Annotated in this window: 17 protein-coding genes; 6 read left to right on the forward strand and 11 right to left on the reverse strand. The window is 72.5% G+C overall.

The features are described 5' to 3' along the window. Positions 1 to 52 precede the first annotated feature (52 nt). From B1H29_RS16705 to B1H29_RS16720, 4 genes are all read right to left on the reverse strand, one after another. On the reverse strand, positions 53 to 694 hold the full coding sequence (locus B1H29_RS16705; RefSeq protein WP_055418640.1) for a PadR family transcriptional regulator: 642 nt from the start codon (positions 692 to 694) through the stop codon (positions 53 to 55). A 25-nt stretch (positions 695 to 719) separates the two neighbouring features. After that, positions 720 to 1,268, reverse strand: coding sequence for a DinB family protein (locus tag B1H29_RS16710; protein WP_055418641.1), 549 nt, complete (start codon positions 1,266 to 1,268; stop codon positions 720 to 722). A gap of 149 nt (positions 1,269 to 1,417) precedes the next feature. Beyond that, a complete protein-coding gene (locus B1H29_RS16715; RefSeq protein WP_055418642.1) occupies positions 1,418 to 2,878 on the reverse strand; it encodes an aldehyde dehydrogenase family protein in 1,461 nt (486 codons plus the stop codon). A 71-nt stretch (positions 2,879 to 2,949) separates the two neighbouring features. Next, a complete protein-coding gene (locus B1H29_RS16720) occupies positions 2,950 to 3,774 on the reverse strand; it encodes a helix-turn-helix domain-containing protein (RefSeq protein WP_055418996.1) in 825 nt (274 codons plus the stop codon). A 356-nt stretch (positions 3,775 to 4,130) separates the two neighbouring features. On the opposite strand from B1H29_RS16720, the gene B1H29_RS16730 reads away from it, so the two are divergent. Continuing rightward, on the forward strand, positions 4,131 to 4,652 hold the full coding sequence (locus tag B1H29_RS16730; protein ID WP_167392538.1) for an ATP-binding protein: 522 nt from the start codon (positions 4,131 to 4,133) through the stop codon (positions 4,650 to 4,652). Between the two features lie 141 nt (positions 4,653 to 4,793). Here B1H29_RS16730 and B1H29_RS16735 read toward each other — a convergent pair whose 3' ends face one another. The 5 genes from B1H29_RS16735 to rpmG all read right to left on the reverse strand — a co-directional run bounded on the left by B1H29_RS16735 (position 4,794) and on the right by rpmG (position 7,370). Continuing rightward, positions 4,794 to 5,072 carry a DUF397 domain-containing protein gene (locus B1H29_RS16735; RefSeq protein ID WP_055418644.1) on the reverse strand — a complete coding sequence of 93 codons (279 nt, stop codon included), beginning with the start codon at positions 5,070 to 5,072 and terminating at the stop codon, positions 4,794 to 4,796. 345 nt (positions 5,073 to 5,417) lie between these two features. Beyond that, a complete protein-coding gene (rpsR, locus tag B1H29_RS16740; protein ID WP_055418645.1) occupies positions 5,418 to 5,651 on the reverse strand; it encodes a 30S ribosomal protein S18 in 234 nt (77 codons plus the stop codon). Positions 5,652 to 5,654: 3 nt separating this feature from the next. Beyond that, positions 5,655 to 6,947 carry a CobW family GTP-binding protein gene (locus tag B1H29_RS16745; protein ID WP_055418646.1) on the reverse strand — a complete coding sequence of 431 codons (1,293 nt, stop codon included), beginning with the start codon at positions 6,945 to 6,947 and terminating at the stop codon, positions 5,655 to 5,657. Further along, positions 6,944 to 7,198 carry a type B 50S ribosomal protein L31 gene (locus B1H29_RS16750; protein WP_055418647.1) on the reverse strand — a complete coding sequence of 85 codons (255 nt, stop codon included), beginning with the start codon at positions 7,196 to 7,198 and terminating at the stop codon, positions 6,944 to 6,946. The genes B1H29_RS16745 and B1H29_RS16750 overlap by 4 nt, the downstream gene beginning before the upstream one ends. Positions 7,199 to 7,205: 7 nt before the next feature. Next, on the reverse strand, positions 7,206 to 7,370 hold the full coding sequence (gene rpmG / locus B1H29_RS16755; protein WP_044382365.1) for a 50S ribosomal protein L33: 165 nt from the start codon (positions 7,368 to 7,370) through the stop codon (positions 7,206 to 7,208). Positions 7,371 to 7,441: 71 nt separating this feature from the next. On the opposite strand from rpmG, the gene rpmB reads away from it, so the two are divergent. The 3 genes from rpmB to B1H29_RS16770 all read left to right on the forward strand — a co-directional run bounded on the left by rpmB (position 7,442) and on the right by B1H29_RS16770 (position 8,822). After that, positions 7,442 to 7,678 (forward strand): 50S ribosomal protein L28, encoded by a 237-nt coding sequence (rpmB, locus tag B1H29_RS16760; RefSeq protein WP_055418648.1) that lies wholly within the window; start codon positions 7,442 to 7,444, stop codon positions 7,676 to 7,678. After that, positions 7,678 to 7,983 (forward strand): 30S ribosomal protein S14, encoded by a 306-nt coding sequence (gene rpsN / locus B1H29_RS16765; RefSeq protein WP_055418649.1) that lies wholly within the window; start codon positions 7,678 to 7,680, stop codon positions 7,981 to 7,983. The genes rpmB and rpsN overlap by 1 nt, the downstream gene beginning before the upstream one ends. Positions 7,984 to 8,321: 338 nt before the next feature. Continuing rightward, positions 8,322 to 8,822, forward strand: coding sequence for a hypothetical protein (locus B1H29_RS16770; protein WP_055418650.1), 501 nt, complete (start codon positions 8,322 to 8,324; stop codon positions 8,820 to 8,822). Positions 8,823 to 8,854: 32 nt separating this feature from the next. Here the strand turns inward: B1H29_RS16770 and B1H29_RS16775 are convergent, their stop codons facing one another. After that, complete coding sequence (locus B1H29_RS16775) at positions 8,855 to 10,012, reverse strand: DUF2786 domain-containing protein (RefSeq protein WP_055418651.1); 1,158 nt, start codon at positions 10,010 to 10,012, stop codon at positions 8,855 to 8,857. 144 nt (positions 10,013 to 10,156) lie between these two features. Between B1H29_RS16775 and B1H29_RS16780 the strand changes: the two genes are divergently transcribed. Together B1H29_RS16780 and B1H29_RS16785 are read left to right on the forward strand one after the other, a co-directional pair. After that, positions 10,157 to 10,909 (forward strand): Clp protease N-terminal domain-containing protein, encoded by a 753-nt coding sequence (locus B1H29_RS16780; protein ID WP_055418652.1) that lies wholly within the window; start codon positions 10,157 to 10,159, stop codon positions 10,907 to 10,909. Positions 10,910 to 11,043: 134 nt separating this feature from the next. Then, positions 11,044 to 12,735 carry a bifunctional 3'-5' exonuclease/DNA polymerase gene (locus B1H29_RS16785; RefSeq protein WP_055418653.1) on the forward strand — a complete coding sequence of 564 codons (1,692 nt, stop codon included), beginning with the start codon at positions 11,044 to 11,046 and terminating at the stop codon, positions 12,733 to 12,735. 58 nt (positions 12,736 to 12,793) lie between these two features. Here B1H29_RS16785 and B1H29_RS16795 read toward each other — a convergent pair whose 3' ends face one another. Beyond that, complete coding sequence (locus B1H29_RS16795; RefSeq protein ID WP_409350910.1) at positions 12,794 to 16,231, reverse strand: AfsR/SARP family transcriptional regulator; 3,438 nt, start codon at positions 16,229 to 16,231, stop codon at positions 12,794 to 12,796. Positions 16,232 to 16,386: the final 155 nt, after the last annotated feature.

The following is a 16,386-nucleotide window of genomic DNA, read 5'->3' on the forward strand; positions in this document are numbered from 1 at the left end:
TTGACTACTGACCTGAGAGCGTATGCCCGTCCACCGGATTAGTCAAACTTGATTAGCCGAGGTCTCCAGAGTGCCGCTCTCCCGTCGCGAACGGGTTCTCCTCGCCCTCGCCCAGGACGCCGACGAACGGCTCGCCCTCCCCGGCGAACGTGTACGCGCCGCCCCGGATGCGTTCGATGAGCGCGCGGGTCCACTCGGCACCGGTGTCGGCGGAGTGCACCCAGAGGTTCATGATCTCGCCGATGTGACCGAGCTGCCCGGGGCCGTCCTCGGGCGTGTAGTACTCGGTGACGGACCTGCGCCACTCCTGGATGGCCCGGATCCGCTCCTCCAGCAGGGCGAGCACCTCGCCGCGTTCGAGATCGACCATCAGCCCGAGCCCCGCGGAGAGCACGTCCGGTTTCTGGTCGTAGGCGGTGAGGGACTCCCGGAGCAGGGTGAAGTACTCTGCCACGCCCTTCTCGGTGATCTCGTACTCGGTGCGCGGTGGGCCGCCGACGGTCGAGGGGGCGATCTCGTGCGCGTGCAGCAGGCCCTGCTTGGCCATCTGCTTCAGCGCGTGGTAGATCGAGCCGGGCTTGGCGTTGGACCACTCGTGCGCGCCCCAGTACTCCAGGTCGTTGCGCACCTGGTAGCCATGGGCCCGCCCGTGCTGGCGGACCGCGCCGAGCACCAGGAGTCGGATCACTGACATGGGGTCCAGGTTAGGCCGGGCCCGGTCACTCCCCGGAGGTGCCCTGCTCCTTCGCCACCAGGTCCCAGGCCGAGGCGCCGTCCAGCGACTCGCGGATGACGTCGGCGTGGCCGGCGTGCCGGGCCGTCTCGCGGATCAGGGTCAGGCACAGCCAGCGCATCGAGACGCGCTCGTCCGGCGGGAACCAGGGATCGTTCGGCAGCGGGAACGTGTCGTCGAGGCTGGGCACCGCGCGGATGAACGCCTCCGTCTCGGCGGCGACCTTCTCCCAGTACGCCAACTGCGAGGCGACCGTCTCGTCGCCGACCAGGACGAAGCACTCGTGCCAGTTCGACTCGTCGCGGGCGACGGCCGGCGCCTCCTGCCTGGCGCGGGCGATCCACCCCTGCTCGGTCTCGGCGACGTGCTTGATGAGCCCGGCCAGGGACAGCTCGCTCGCGCTCGGCCGGGACGACGCCTGCCCGTCCGTCAGGCCCAGGACCGAGCGGCGGATGCCGCCGCGCTGCTCCGCCAGGAAGGACAGCAGCGCGCCGCGCTCGTCGCCCTGCGCCTCGGGTCGCACATGAGTGACCATGACCGGCCGCCTTTCGTCGGGGCCGGGGGCCTCTCCCCCGACACCGGCAAAGCTACGAGCCCTTGCGGTCAGCTTCTGTCCGCAAGGACCCGCCGGGGAGAAAGGAGGGCCGCCCGGCAGAAGGAGGGCCCGCCCGGGAGAAAGAGGGCTCAGAACGGGAAGCCGCTCCGGCCGTGCTGCACCGAGATCCACTTCTGGGTGGTGAAGGCGTCCAGCATGGTGTCGCCGTTGAGGCGGCCGATGCCGGAGTGCTTCTCGCCGCCGAAGGGCACGATCGGCTCGTCGTGCACGGTTCCGTCGTTCACGTGGAACATGCCGGTGTCGATCCGCTTGGCGAAGTTGACGCCGCGCTCGATGTCCCCGGTGTGCACGGCGCCGCTCAGCCCGTACGGGGTGTCGTTGACGAGGCGTACGGCCTCCTCCTCACCGTCGAACGGCACGAGGAAGGCGACCGGGCCGAAGACCTCCTGCTGGAGCAGCGCGGAGTCGGCGGGGACGTCGGTCAGGACGGAGGGCTCGACGAGGTTGTCCGTGGTGGTGCCGCGCACCAGGACGGTGGCGCCCTCGGCGACGGCCTGCTCGACGACGCCCGCAATGGCGTCCGCCTGCGAGGAGTTGATCACCGGGCCGATGACGGTCGCCGGGTCGCGCGGGTCGCCGGCCTTGAGGGTCTTGACCTTGGCGACGAACTTCTCGGTGAACTCGTCGGCCACCGAGCGGTCGACCAGGACGCGGTTGGCGGCCATGCAGACCTGGCCCTGGTGCACGAACCGGCTGAAGACGGCGGCGTCGACGGCGTAGTCGACGTCGGCGTCGTCGAGGACCACCAGGGCGCTGTTGCCGCCGAGTTCGAGGACCGAGCGCTTGAAGTTCGCGGCGCAGACGGTGGCCACGTGGCGGCCGACCTTGTCCGAGCCGGTGAAGGAGATCACCTTGGGGACCGGGTGCTCCAGGAAGGCGTCGCCTATCTCCGCGACGTCGGTGACCACCACGTTCAGCAGGCCGCCGGGCAGACCGGCGTCCTCGAAGAGCTTCGCGATCAGGGTGCCGCCGACGATCGGCGTGTCCTGGTGCGGCTTGAGGACGACGCCGTTGCCGAGGGCGAGGGCCGGGGCGACCGACTTCAGGGAGAGGAGGAAGGGGAAGTTGAAGGGGCTGATGACGCCCACGACACCGACCGGCACCCGGTAGACGCGGTTCTCCTTGCCGTCGACCGGCGAGGGGATGATCCGGCCCTCGGGGCGCAGCGACAGGTGGACCGCCTCGCGCAGGAACTCCTTGGCGAGGTGCAGCTCGAAGGCGGCCTTCAGGCGGGTGCCGCCCAGCTCGGCGATGATCGCCTCGCTGATCTCCGCCTCGCGGTCCTCCACGAGGCGCAGCACCTTCTCGAACACCGCGCGGCGCGCGTAGGGGTTCGTCGCCGCCCACTGCTTCTGCGCGCGCTCGGCCGCCCGGTAGGCCGCGTCGACCTCGTCGACCGTGGCTATCGTGACCGAGGCCAGCTTCTCGTCGTCGTACGGGTTGAAGTCGATGATGTCCCAGGAACCGGTGCCCGGGCGCCACTCGCCGTCGATGTACTGCTGGGCGAGGTCGGTGAAGTACGACGACATGTGATCCCTCAATCCCCTAGCTGCCGCAGCCGCGAGCGAGCCGCCTGATTGGGCGTCATCGTACTTGCGTTTCAAATGAGTTGGAGGAGTCCCCGCAGAAGGTCCCGGCTCTCGTCCGGACCCGGGCTGTCCTGCTGGAGTTCCTTCAGCGCCGCCTCGTACTGGGTGACGTCCTCGTGCTTGTCGAGGTACAGCGCGCTGGTGAGCTGCTCCAGGTAGACGACGTCCGACAGGTCGGACTCGGGGAAGCTGAGGATCGTGAACGCGCCACTCTCACCGGAGTGCCCGCCGAAGCCGAACGGCATGACCTGCAGCCGCACATTGGGGCGTTCGGACATCTCGATCAGGTGCTGGAGCTGCCCGCGCATCACGTCGCGGTCGCCGTACGGGCGGCGCAGCGCGGCCTCGTCCAGGACGATGTGGAACTCGGGGGCGTTCTCGGCGACGAGGTGCTTCTGCCGCTCCAGGCGCAGCGCCACCCGCCGCTCGACGTCCGCCTCGCCGGCGCCCTTCATGCCGCGCCGGACGACCGCGCGGGCGTACTCCTCCGTCTGCAGCAGGCCGTGCACGAACTGCACCTCGTAGACCCGGATCTGCGAGGCGGCGCCCTCCAGGCCCACGTAGGTGGGGAACCAGCTCGGCAGCACGTCGGAGTAACTGTGCCACCACCCCGCGACGTTGGCCTCCTTGGCCAGGGAGAGCAGGGAGGCGCGCTCCTGCTCGTCCGTGATGCCGTACAGCGTCAGCAGGTCCTCGACGTCCCTCGTCTTGAAGCTCACCCGGCCCAGTTCCATCCGGCTGATCTTCGATTCCGAGGCGCGGATCGAGTAGCCCGCCGCCTCTCGCGTGATCCCCCGCGTCTCACGCAGTCGCCTGAGTTGTGATCCGAGCAGCATGCGCCGCACCACCGATCCGGGCTCTCCCGCGCTCACGTTCGCCAGCCTCCCCAACCGTCTTCAGGGGCCGAAGTCTGCCACTAAAACACTCCGAGCAGTACTCGTCCGGTTACGGAAACGGAATCGGGCCAAAGGAAGCGCTCGGGATCATGCACACAGTGGCCTGGAAGTGGCCGCCATGCGAGATGAAGAGGGGGCGAAGATGACGGAAAAATTGACCAACAAGCGGTACGGGCAGGTCCATTTCGGTCACGTGCACGTGCATCTGCCCTTGCATCTGCGGTACGCATCCGAAACCATGGTCCCGCACCACCGCGCCGCATCGCTATGACCGCGAATTCCCGGGAGTGCCTCGCATGGGGACGAATGGATCGACCATGCTCGAGCCGTTACGGCAGGGCCTTCCGCCACTCGACCCCGCGGCCGTGTCCAACGCCGCCTCCTGCGCCCTGCCACCGCGTTACGAAGCGGTGCGCGATGCCCGGAGATTCACCCGCAGAACGCTCGACGGCTGGGACACGGGCGACCGCTTCGACGACGTCTGCCTGGTGGTCTCCGAACTCGTCACCAACGCCCTGCGGCACGCGCTGCCGGCCGACACCCCGCGGCACGGGGAGCGGAACGGCCCGGTCCGGCTGCACCTGATGCGTTGGACCGAGCGACTGGTGTGCGCGGTGCGCGATCCCAGCCACGACAGCCCGGTCGCCCGCGAGACGGACGACTTCTCGGCGGAGTCCGGCCGGGGCCTTTTCCTCGTCGACTCGTTCAGCGACAGCTGGGGCTGGCATCCGCTCGCCGGAACGCTCAACGGCAAGGTGGTCTGGGCCCTGTTCCGGCTCCAGAAGCCCGACGGGACGGCGGAACAGGTCTTCGAGTGACGGCGGACCGCGACGCCTTCGCGCGTCGCGGCTCTACGCGTGTCAGCCCACTGTCGGCCGATGACCCGCTCGCGAACGCCTCGGGTACCGCTCGGGCACCGCTCGCGAACGCCTCGTGTTCGGCTCGCGATCAGCTCGCGATCAGCTCGCGATCAGGTGGTCGAACTCGCCGTCCTTGACGCCCAGCAGCATGGCCTCGATCTCGGCGCGCGTGTAGACGAGCGCGGGACCGTCGGGGAAGCGGGAGTTGCGCACCGCCACCGCGCCGTCGGGCAGCCGCGCGAACTCCACGCAGGAGCCCTGCGAGTTGCTGTGCCGGCTCTTCTGCCAGGCCACGTCGTGCAACTGCGTGGCGGCCATGCCGTTGTACACGCCGGACGCGGCGTCAGCGGCATACACGTCGTACACGTCGTGGTCCACAGGTCGCTCCCCGGTGGTGCACTGGCTGATGTGGCCATTGATGCAGTGGTCAACTGATCCGGATCATAACCCTTGTTCACGTGCAGATGCATGAGCAAATGCACGTGCACGCGCGGTGTTCCTGCGGTTACAGCTTTGATGGCGGCATTACCGGAGCCTTGTTCTCTTTGACGCCCGGCTCCTGCGAGTCGTTCCCGCATGTGCCCCCGTATTCGAAGAACATGCAACAAGATGCAACAAAGCCGGGGGCCCGCTCGCAGGAGCGGACCCCCGGTGCGGCGCGGGTCGGCGCAGGTCAGCGCGGGCCGGAGCGGGTCGGCGCGGGTCGGCGCGGGTCGGCGCGGGTCAGCGCTGGCCGTACGGCAGCAGCGCCATTTCCCGCGCGTTCTTGATCGCCCGGGCCAACTGCCGCTGCTGCTGGGACGTCACCCGGGTGACACGACGGCTGCGGATCTTGCCTCGGTCGGAGATGAACTTCCGCAACAGGTCGGTGTCCTTGTAGTCGACGTACGTCACTCCGGCCTGGTCCAGCGGATTGGGCCGCTTCCCGACGGGCTTGCGGTCGCTCTTGCGGGGCATGGGTCAGACCTCCAGGAGGGTGTCGAAGGCGGGCGGCAGCCGCTCCCAGGCGGCCTGTCCCGCGGCGTACTCGGCGTCGGTCAGCAGGCAGGACTCCAGCAGCCGTTCCAGGCCGTCGCGGTCGAGGCCGGGGGATGTGAAGACCAGGTGCTGGCAGCGGTCACCGTGCTCGGGGTGCCAGTCCATCGCGGCGGCGGCGCGACGCACCGGCGGGACCAGCTCCCAGGCGGCGTCGGGCAGCGACGCGAGCCAGGGTCCCGCGCTCTCCACGCACAGGGCCCCGCCCGCGGCGTCCCAGTGCAGCAGCGTGTCCGCCTTGCCCGCGAGCCAGAACCGGCCCCGGCTGCGGGCGGCGGCGCAGGTCAGATCCTCCAGCGCCGCGTGGAGCCGCTCCGGGTGGAAGGGGCGGCGGCGGTGCCAGACGAGGGTGGCGACGCCGTGCGCGTCGGCTTCGGCGGGCAGCAGGGCGCAGGCCGGGTGCTGGGCGGCGGCCGCGGCCTCCACGTCGAAACCGGCGAGCGCGGCCCGCGCCAGCTCGGAAGACGCGGAGGCCGATGAGGCCGAGGCGGATGAGGCCGAGGACGAGGACGAGGAGACGGGTGCGGACGAGCTGACGGGCGCGGACGCGGGTGGTGCGCCCGCCGGGCCACCGTGGCCGATCGGGACCCGGCGGGCTGTCGGGTGGAGCTGCGCCAGCAGCTCGCGGTCCTCGTCGTCGGCCTCCTGGGAGCCGGGGAGCGAGTCGGCGAGGGCGAGGACGGGGGCGTACTCCAGTTGCCGCGCGAAGGTGTCCGCGACGGTGCGCTGGTCGGTGGCGGCGGCGGCGAGTCCGCCCTCGGCGAGGTCGTCGCCGTTTCCGAGGTACGGCAGCACCAGCGCCGGGTCGACGGCGGTGATCACGCCGGTGACGGTGAAGCCGCCGGCCGTCACCACCTCCGCCATCGCCTTGGGCTCGACGGAGTCCCACAGCTCGACGATCGCCAGTGGGGTGCCTCCGGCGTCCGCGAGCCGCTCCAGCTCGGGGACGAGGTCCTCGCGCAGCGCGCAGCAGGCGCAGTCGTTGACCAGGGGCGCCTCGCCGGCGGACAGGATGCCGGTGGCGTCCCGGACGGTGCGCACGACCGTGCCCGCGGTGGCCGTGGCCAGGTCGTGGTGGAGCACGACGCTGCCGGGCACGTCGGCCAGCAGCCGGGCCACGGCCGCCCTGCGCGCGTCGGCGTGCAACCCGCCGACGATGACCACCGGGAGGTCCCGGCCGGGGCGGCCCGGGCGGTCCGGGCGGTACGGCCCGCTCATGCCCCGTCCCGCTTCCCGTACCGCCGCTCGAAGCGCTCCACGCGGCCGGCCGTGTCCAGGACGCGGGCGGTGCCGGTGTAGAAGGGGTGGCTGACGTTCGAGATCTCGACGTCGACGACCGGGTAGGTGTGGCCGTCCTCCCACTCGATCGTGCGCTCGCTGGTCATGGTCGAGCGGGTGAGGAAGGCGTAGTCCGCGGCGCGGTCGCGGAAGACGACCGGGCGGTACTCGGGGTGGATGCCCTTGCGCATGGCGGGGTCAGCGCTCCTCTCGGAAGTCGACGTGGCGGCCGGCGACCGGGTCGTACTTGCGCAGGGTCAGCCGGTCCGGGTCGTTGCGGCGGTTCTTGCGGGTGACGTAGGTGAAGCCGGTCCCGGCGGTGGACCGGAGTTTGATGACCGGGCGGAGTTCGTTGCGTGCCATGCTGCTATCTTACTGAAAATGAATTCCATTAACAGCTACGACCGTCCGGTCTGAAGGAGAGGTACGTCACCGTGTCCGCCCACTGCATGCTGACCGGCACCGCACCCGGCTTCGGCAACCGCATCTCCCACTCCCACCGGCGGACCTCCCGCCGCTTCGACCCCAACATCCAGACCAAGCGCTACTGGCTGCCGAGCGAGAGCCGGCACGTACGGCTGCGGCTGAGCACGAAGGCGATCAAGACGGTCGACGCGATCGGCGTCGAGGCGGCGGTGGCACGCATCCGCGCCCGAGGGGTGAAGGTCTGATGGCGAAGAAGAGCAAGATCGCGAAGAACGGGCAGCGGCAGGAGATCGTCGCGCGGTACGCCGCACGCCGGGCCGAGCTGAAGGAGATCGTCCGCCGGCCGTCCTCGTCGGAGGCCGAACGGCTCGCCGCCCAGCGGGAGCTGCGCCGGCAGCCCCGCGACGCCAGCCCCACCCGCGTGCGCAACCGCGACCAGGTCGACGGGCGCCCGCGCGGCTACTTCCGTGTCTTCGGGCTGTCCCGGGTGAACCTGCGCGAGCAGGCACACGCCGGACACCTGCCGGGAGTTCGCAAGTCGTCCTGGTAGGCCGCCCGGACAGGCCGTCCGGGCAGGCCGTCCAAGGGGCCGCCCAAGGGGGCCGTCCAAGGGGGCCGTCCTGGTAGCTTGCGGCTGTCCTGGGGCCGACCCGGCCGTCCGGCTACAGCTTGGAGCTTGCGGTGACACTGGTGACTGCGGACAGCACGGCGAGCACGGCGAACGCGTCCAGTACGGCGAACGCGACCACTACGGAGCACGCCTCCCGTACCGCGAACCCGACCACTACGGAGCACGCGTCCCGTAAGGGGAACGCGACCAGTACGGATCACGCGACCCGTACGGCCGCAGGTGCGCGGGGACCGCGCGGGCGGGCGGCTCGCCGGTCCGTGCGGGCCGCCGCCGCCGTGGCCGTCGGGCTGGTGGGCGCTCTGGCGCTGACCGGGTGCACCGACGGGGGTGACTCCGACGACGGCAGCCCGGGCGGGGGCGGCAAGTCCTCACCCGCGCCCGGCGCGTCAGCTTCCGCGGCGGACACGGGCGGCGGCAGCGGCGGGTCGCCGTCCGCGGCCGCGGGTGAACTGGAGGGAAGCTGGCTGGCCACCACGGACGGCCAGGCCGTCGCACTGATGGTCACCGGTGACAAGGCCGCCCTCTTCGCCACGGGAGGGACCGTGTGCAGCGGCACCGCCGGCGAGGACTCCGGCACCCGGACGATCCGCCTGAAGTGCACCGACGGCAGTGACGAACGGGCGACGGGCACCGTCGAGTCGGTCGACGGGGCATCGCTCAAGGTGGCGTGGCGGGGCGGCCTCGGCGAGGAGACGTACACGAAGTCGGAGGGCGGGTCACTGCCGCCCGGACTGCCGACCACCGGTCTCGGCTCCTGAACGGGGCATCGGCGCCCGCGCGCGGGTGACGTCTACGGCAGCGGTCGTCGGCGGTCGACCCGGGCATGGTCGGCCGCCCGGGTCCCCTCCGTCCAGCCCGCCGCGTCGCCGGCGCCGCGCAGGCGGGTCGTCGTCGTCTCCGGGAACATCCGCTCCAGCCGGTCGGTGACCGCGACCTCGCGGGAGGCGAGGACCGGCAGGAGGTCCACGTCCGTCGTCGTACCGGACTCGGCGGTGGCCGCTTGTGCCGCGGCCCGCAGCCGGGTGCCCGCGCGGTGGGCGTAGGCGGCGAGGAACGACTGGCGGTAGGTCTTGGTCCGCTTGCGCCCGCCGGCGCGCTGCGCGGCCTCCGCCTTGGTCATCGCCGCCTCGGCCTGCACCAGCAGTGAGGTGTAGAGGAGTTCGACCACCTCCAGGTCGGCCTCGAAGCCGACGACGGTGGAGAAGCCGAGGGGCTCGTTCCACACGGCCCGGCAGTGGTTCGCGTCGGCCACCCCGTCCAGCAGCACCGCCTTGGCCTGCTCGTACGGCGGCTCCACTCCGATCCGGCAGGCGCCCGGCGCGTCGGGCGAGGGTGCGTGGGCCGACAGCACCGCCTCGTCGACGCTGTGCCGGGCCATCAGCTCCTGCGCCTTGGCGCTCAGCGCCTCCGCCTCCTCCGGGTACCCGGTCGCCTCCGCCTTGGCGAGCAGCGCGCGGATGCGGGCGAGGGTGCGGGACTCCGGCCGGTTCTCCCGGCGGAACGCCCCGCCCGACCGGTCCGGTGCCCCGGGCTCCCCCGGCTCCAGGGGTTCCAGCGCGGGCAGGCGCAGCAGCAGGCGGTACAGCTCGAGTACGGCGGTGGCGTGCGAGAAGCGGTCGGTGCGGGGCGGCGCCTGGTCCGGCACGTCGTCGAGCTGCGCGGTCCAGCGGGCGCCGCGCGGGCGGTCGAGCGGCGCCTGGGTGCGGATCAGCGCCGCCACCAGCCGTACGTGGACGTCGTCCAGCTCGCGCCGCACGATCCGTACGAGGTCGGCGGGCTGCCAGCCGCGCCGCCAGGCCGTCGCGACGAACTCCGCACCGCGCCGGGTGAGTTCCGCGTCCGCCGCCGGGTCGGCCGCGAGCAGCGAGGCCGCGGCGTCGAGGGCGTCGTCTGCGGCGTCGTACAGGGCGGTCTCGAAGGCACGGTCGACGGTGCGGGGCGTACTCACCCGGCGATGGTGCCACGCCCGCCCGACCCGTCTCACTCCCGGGATCCGGCGGCGGAACCGCCGACGCAGCCGGCGGCCATCACACTCACTCCGACTGTCAACCAGTGGTTGACAGTAACCGGGGGCGCAACCTACGGTTGACACATGACGACGAATCCGAGCATCACGTCATCCGTACGTCTCGACGAACTCATCACCGCGATCAAGAAGGTGCACCAGGAGCCGCTCGAACAGCTCCAGGACGCCGTCATCGCCGGCGAGCACCTCGGCGAGGTCGCCGACCACCTCATCGGCCACTTCGTGGACCAGGCCCGGCGCTCGGGCGCCTCCTGGACGGACATCGGCAAGAGCATGGGCGTCACCCGGCAGGCGGCGCAGAAGCGCTTCGTGCCCAAGGAGTCGGCCGACCTGGACGCGAGCCAGGGCTTCAGCCGGTACACGCCCCGCGCGCGCAACGCCGTGATGGCCGCCCACAACGCGGCCAAGACCGCCGGCAACGCCGAGGGCCTGCCCGAGCACCTCGTCCTCGGCATGCTCACCGAACGCGAGAGCCTCTCCGCCAAGGCGATCGCCGCGCAGGGCGTGACCCTCGACGCGGTCCGTCAGGCGGCGACCGCGGCGCTCCCGCCCGCCGCCGCCGAGGTTCCCGAGCTGGTGCCCTACGGCCCCGCGGCCAAGAAGGTCCTCGAACTCACCTTCCGCGAGGCCCTGCGCCTCGGCCACAACTACATCGGCACCGAGCACATCCTGCTCGCCCTGCTGGAGCACGAGCACGGCGAGGGCGTGCTCAGCGGGCTCGGCCTCGGCAAGGAGGCCACCGAGCGGTACGTCACCGAGGTGCTGGCGGAGTTCCTGGAGGTGACCGGGGAGCAGCAGCCTGAGCAGGGGAACGAGTAAGCGGAACAACGCCTCCGGCCGTCGGCGGAGGCGTTGTCAGACCGTCCGCGCAGGCCGTTGTCAGACCGTCCGCGCAGGCCGTTGTCAGACCGTCCGCGCAGGTCGTTGTCAGACCCTCCTGCGACACTCGCGACATGGCCGACCGGTGGGCACTCTCCGTGGCCGAGGACGGTGGCGTGGAAGTCGCCCCCCTCGGCCCCGACGGGCTGCCCGCCGGACCGGTGCGTCGGGAGGCCGGTCCCGCCGAGGCCGTGCGGAGCAGGCCGGACGTCGCACGCTGGGTGTGGCGGTCCACCGCCGAGATCGCGCCGCGCCTGCTCGCCGCGGGGGTGCGAGTAGAGCGGTGCTACGACGTGGAGGCCGCCGAAACCCTCCTGCTCGGCCATGAGGGGCGGTACGGGGAGCCGCACTCGGCCGCGGCGGCCCTTGCCCGGCTGCGCGGCGCCCCCGTACCACCCGACCCGCCGCAGCGCTCCGCCGAGCCCGGCGCACAGTCCCCGCTCTTCGAGCCCCAGGCCGCCCACCTGCCCCTGGACGACCTGCTCGCCGTCTACGCCGGGCAGCAGCGCCGCCACGACGGGTCCGCGCACCCCGACCGGCTGCGCCTGCTGACGGCGGCCGAGTCGGCGGGGACGCTGGTGGCCGCGGAGATGAACCGCGCCGGTCTGCCCTGGCGGGCCGACGTGCACCGCGAGGTACTGCACGACCTGCTCGGCGACCGGTACGCGGGCGGGGGCGAACCGCGCCGGCTGGCCGAGCTGGCCGAGGAGGTGTCCGCCGCCTTCGGGCGCCGGGTCCGGCCCGACCTGCCCGCGGACGTGGTCAAGGCGTTCGCGCAGGCCGGGGTCAAGGTCGGCTCCACCCGCCGGTGGGAGATCGAATCGGTCGATCACCCGGCCGTGAAGCCGCTGATCGAGTACAAGAAGCTGTACCGGATCTGGGTCGCCCACGGCTGGTCCTGGCTCCAGGACTGGGTGCGCGACGGCCGGTTCCGCCCCGAGTTCCTGGCCGGCGGCACCGTCACCGGACGCTGGGTGACCAACGGCGGGGGCGGACTGCAGATCCCCAAGGTGATCCGGCGCGCCGTCGTCGCCGACCCGGGCTGGCGGCTGGTCGTCGCCGACGCCGACCAGATGGAACCACGCGTGCTGGCGGCGATCTCCCGGGACCCCGGGCTGATGGAGGTGGCCGGCCGGGAGACCGACCTCTACCAGTCGGTGTCCGACCGGGCCTTCTCCGGCGACCGCGCCCAGGCCAAACTCGCCGTACTCGGCGCGGTCTACGGCCAGACGTCCGGTGACGGCCTGAAGAACCTCGCCGCGCTCAGACGCCGCTTCCCCCGGGCGGTGGCGTACGTCGACGACGCGGCCCGCGCGGGCGAGGAGGGACGGCTCGTGCGGACCTGGCTGGGGCGCACCTGTCCGCCGGCGGCCGGAGCGGCCGACGGTGCCGAGGAGGCGGGCCTGCCGCAGGACGAACCCTCCGGCCCGCCGGGTCAGGCGCAGGAGTGGGTGCCCGGCTACGCCTCCACCAACGCCCGCGCGCGGGGCCGCTTCGCCCGTAACTTCGTCGTCCAGGGCAGCGCCGCCGACTGGGCCCTGCTGCTGCTCGCCGCGCTGCGGCAGGCCTGTGCGGACAAGGCGGCGGAGCTGGTCTTCTTCCAGCACGACGAGGTGATCGTGCACTGTCCCGAGGAGGAGGCGGACGCCGTCGTCGCGGCGATCCGGGAGGCGGCGGAGCTGGCGGGACGGCTGACGTTCGGGCGGACGCCGGTGCGGTTCCCGTTCACGACGGCGGTGGTGGAGTGCTATGCGGACGCCAAGTGATCGGTGTGGAGCCGGACCGACGCCACGTGACCGGTGGAGCCAGGCGGGGACCTGGTGATCAGTCGGTGGGAGGAGCGTCGGCCAGCAGCTCCCGCAGCTCTTTCGCCACCGCCCTCGCGTCCGTCCCGTCCAGCGCGGCCAGCGCCGCCCGCCACCGCTCGTAGGCCTCCCGGTCGCGTCCCCGTTCCCGCAGCAGCAGCCCTTGCTGGTGCCGGGCGAGACCGCCCGTGTAGCGGTCGGCGCGGGCGTCGGCGCGGCGCAGCAGCTCCGCGCACTCGTCCGCGGCCCGTTCGGTACGCCCCAGCAGGCGCAGGGCGCGGACGAGGCCGAGCCGGGTCTGGGACTCGCCGTGCCAGTCACCGTGCCCGCCCAGGATGCGCATGCTCTCCTCGAAGTGCTCCACGGCGGCGGCCGGTTCGCCGAGCGTGAGGTGGGCGTAGCCGATGTTGCAGTGTGCCGAGTGCTGCACGATCACGTTGCCGATCTCGTCGCCGATGGCGAGCGAACGCCGGTGCTGCTCGATCGCCGCCCGGGGATCGGTGTGCTCGTAGAGGTTGCCGAGGTGGCTGTGGGTGATCGCCTCGCCCCACGGATCGTCGAGCTGCTGTGAGTAGGTGAGACTCCGCCGCAGCGCCTGGGCCGACTCGTCGTGCCGACCGAGGTTCTCGAGGAGCAGCCCACGGTTGGTGAGGCAGCGTCGGATCCGGGTGACCGTGCCGAGCCGACGCCAGATTGCCAGCGAGCGGTCGTTGAGCGCGAGCGCGTCGCTGAGCCGGCCGGTCAGGAAGTGCAGGCCCGCCAGGTCGCCCAGCGCGTGGGCCTCGGCGGCCTCGTCACCGTGGCGCCGAGCGAGATCGAGGGCGGCCCGGCCCAGTACCTCCATCTCGGCGACCCGGCCGCTGCGCTGGGCGTAGGGGAAGAGGAGGCGGACGAGGACGGCGAGGTGAAGGGTCCCACCACCCCCGTTGCCGGCGTCGTCACCGCTGTCGCCGCCACTCCGGTCACCGTCATCACCGCCTTCCCCGCCGCTCCGGTCGCCGTCATCACCGCCTTCCCCGCCACTCCGGTCACCGTCATCGTCAGGGCCGCCCCCGCCCCCGCCACTGTCGTCACTGCCGTCGCCGTCGCTGTCGTCACTGCCGTCGCCGTCGCTGTCGTCACTGCCGCCGCTTCCGTCGCTGCCGCCGCTTCCGTAGCGCTCGACGAGGGCGACGACGTTCTCCGACTCCAGGTCGCCCCAGGCGAAGGCGTCTTCGGGACGGGCGAAGGGCGGGACCGAGGCGACCTCCGTCGCGTGCCCGGGAGGCTGTGCTGCGGTGGGGCGGCGGCGGTCGTCCTGGTCGATGCCGGGTTCGACGATCGCGGTGAGGACGCGCTCGGCGACGGCTGCGTACCAGCGCAGGGCGATCACCGCGATGTCGTCCGTACCGGCGTCGCCGCGCGCGATCTCCCGGGCGAACTCGCGCACGAGGTCGTGAGGGGCGTAGCGGCCGTACGCGGTCTCCTCCAGCAGCGCCACGTCGACGAGGCGGTCGAGGGCGGCCCCGGCGCGGCCCTCGTCGGCGTCGATGAGGCGGGCGAGCAGCGGCGCGCCGTAGGCGGGCAGGTCGAGGGCGCCGATGCGGCGCAGCGCGAGGGCCGCGTCCCGGTCGGCCTCGCGGTCGGAGGCGGCGAGCGCGTCGTGGGCGACGGCGAGGGAACGGCGCACGCTCAGGTCGTCGTACTCCAGGTGGTTCAGCCGTCCTTCGGTGGCGGCCAGTTGACCGGCGAGCGCGTCGGGGGTGAGGGCGCGCCGGGCGGCCAGGCGGGCGGCGACGACACGCAGGGCCAGGGGAAGACGGCCGGTGAGCTCGACGAGGGGGTGACCGGCGTCCGGTCCGTACCGGCCGTCGCGCCCGGACGCCGCCCGCAGCAGCGCCGCGCTCTCCGCCCCGGACAGCGGCGCGAGCGGGAAGCGGTGGGCGCCGTCGAGCGCGGCGAGGGGCGACCGGCTGGTGACGATCACCGCGCAGCCGGGGCCGGCCGGGAGCAGTGGACGTACCTGCGCGGCGTTCTCGGCGTCGTCCAGGAGCATGAGCGTGCGCGTCGGCGCGAGCAGCGAACGCAGCAAGGCGGCCGCGGCGTCGGGCCGTTCGGGGATGAGCCGGGGATCGGCGCCGAGGTCGCGGAGCAGTGCGGTGAGCGCCTGCTCCGGAGTCAGCGGGGACATTCCGGGGGTCGCACCGTGCAGGTTGAGGTAGAGCTGTCCGTCGGGGAAACGTTCCTTCATCCCCTGTGCGACATGGAGCGCGAGAGCGGTCTTGCCTACGCCGGCCATGCCGCTGACGACGGCGACGCGGGGGTGCGAGCCGGGTGCGAGGGCACGGGTCAGAGCACCGCGTACGGCGTCACGTCCGGTGAAGTGGGGCGGTGCGGCGGGCAGTTGCGCCGGACGCGGAGGGGAGGCCGCGTACTCCGGGACGGGACGGACGGGCGGCGCGGCGCCGCTGGGTCCGGGTGCCGCGTCCTGCGCGGGGGCCTTCTGTGGAGCACTGTTCCGCCGTGCCGTGACCTGCTGTGCCGCGTCCCGTGTAGTGACCTGCTGCGAAACACCGTTCCGGGGCGCGGCCTGTCCCCGCAGCACCTCCACGTGCGCCGCCCGCACGGCGGGGCCCGGCTCGATGCCGAGGTCCTCGGTGAGGCGGGCACGCAGATCGCGGTGGACGGCCAGCGCCTCCGCCCGCCGCCCGGTGCGGTGCAGGGCCAGCATGAGCTGGCGGTGGTAGGCCTCGCGCAGCGGATACTCCGCGGCGAGCGCCGACAACTCCGGTACGAGGCTCTCCAGCCGCGTTCCGCCGAGGCCCAGTTCGGCGTCGTAGTACCACTCGGTGAGCAGCAGCCGAGTCTCCTGGAGCCGCTGGGCGAACGCGTACCCGCCCACCTCGGCCGGCAGCCCGGCGAGCGGCGCACCCCGCCACAGCGCCAGCGCCGCCGAGCCCGCACGCACGACCCGCGCCCAGTCACCGTCGGCGTGCGCGGCGCGCGCCTCACTCGCGGCGGACTCGAAGACGTGGACGTCCAGCTCGCCCTCCTCGACCCGCAGGAGGTACCCGGACGGTACGGTGCGCAGCCGGCCGGGTTCATCGATCAGCCGCCGCAGCCGGGTCACGTGGTTGTGCAGCGAGGCCCGCGCCGATGCCGGCGGGGCAGCGCCCCACAGCGCGTCCTCGAGCGACTCGACGGAAACGGACCGCCCCGCCTCCAGCAGCAGCGCGGCGAGCAGGGCCCGTGCCTTGGGACTGGCGACGGGGATGGGGGCGGGTATGTGGACGGGGCTGGGGGTGGGGATGTGGTCGGGGTTGGGGGTGGGGATGTGGTCGGAGCTGGGGGTGGGTGCCGGGTTGGAGTGGGCGCCCGTATGAGGGGCAGGGACGGCGTCGTGCACCGTGGCGGCGGCGTCGGGGCCGTACAGGACCGGGGGTCCCAGCAGTCCGAACCGCAGGCGGTACCGCTTCACGCCGCCCTGCCACCTTCCTCACGGCCGTTCTCCGCCACGGCCGCCTCCGTCACGGCGACCCCCTCGTCAACGGAGAACCGTTGGCCATATGTTAGCGATCCGTTGGCAAGATCTGATGTGATCACATCATCGGATCTGGCCCGGGGGTGCGCGCG

Source organism: Streptomyces pactum, assembly GCF_002005225.1.
Classification (GTDB): Bacteria; Actinomycetota; Actinomycetes; order Streptomycetales; family Streptomycetaceae; genus Streptomyces; species Streptomyces pactum_A.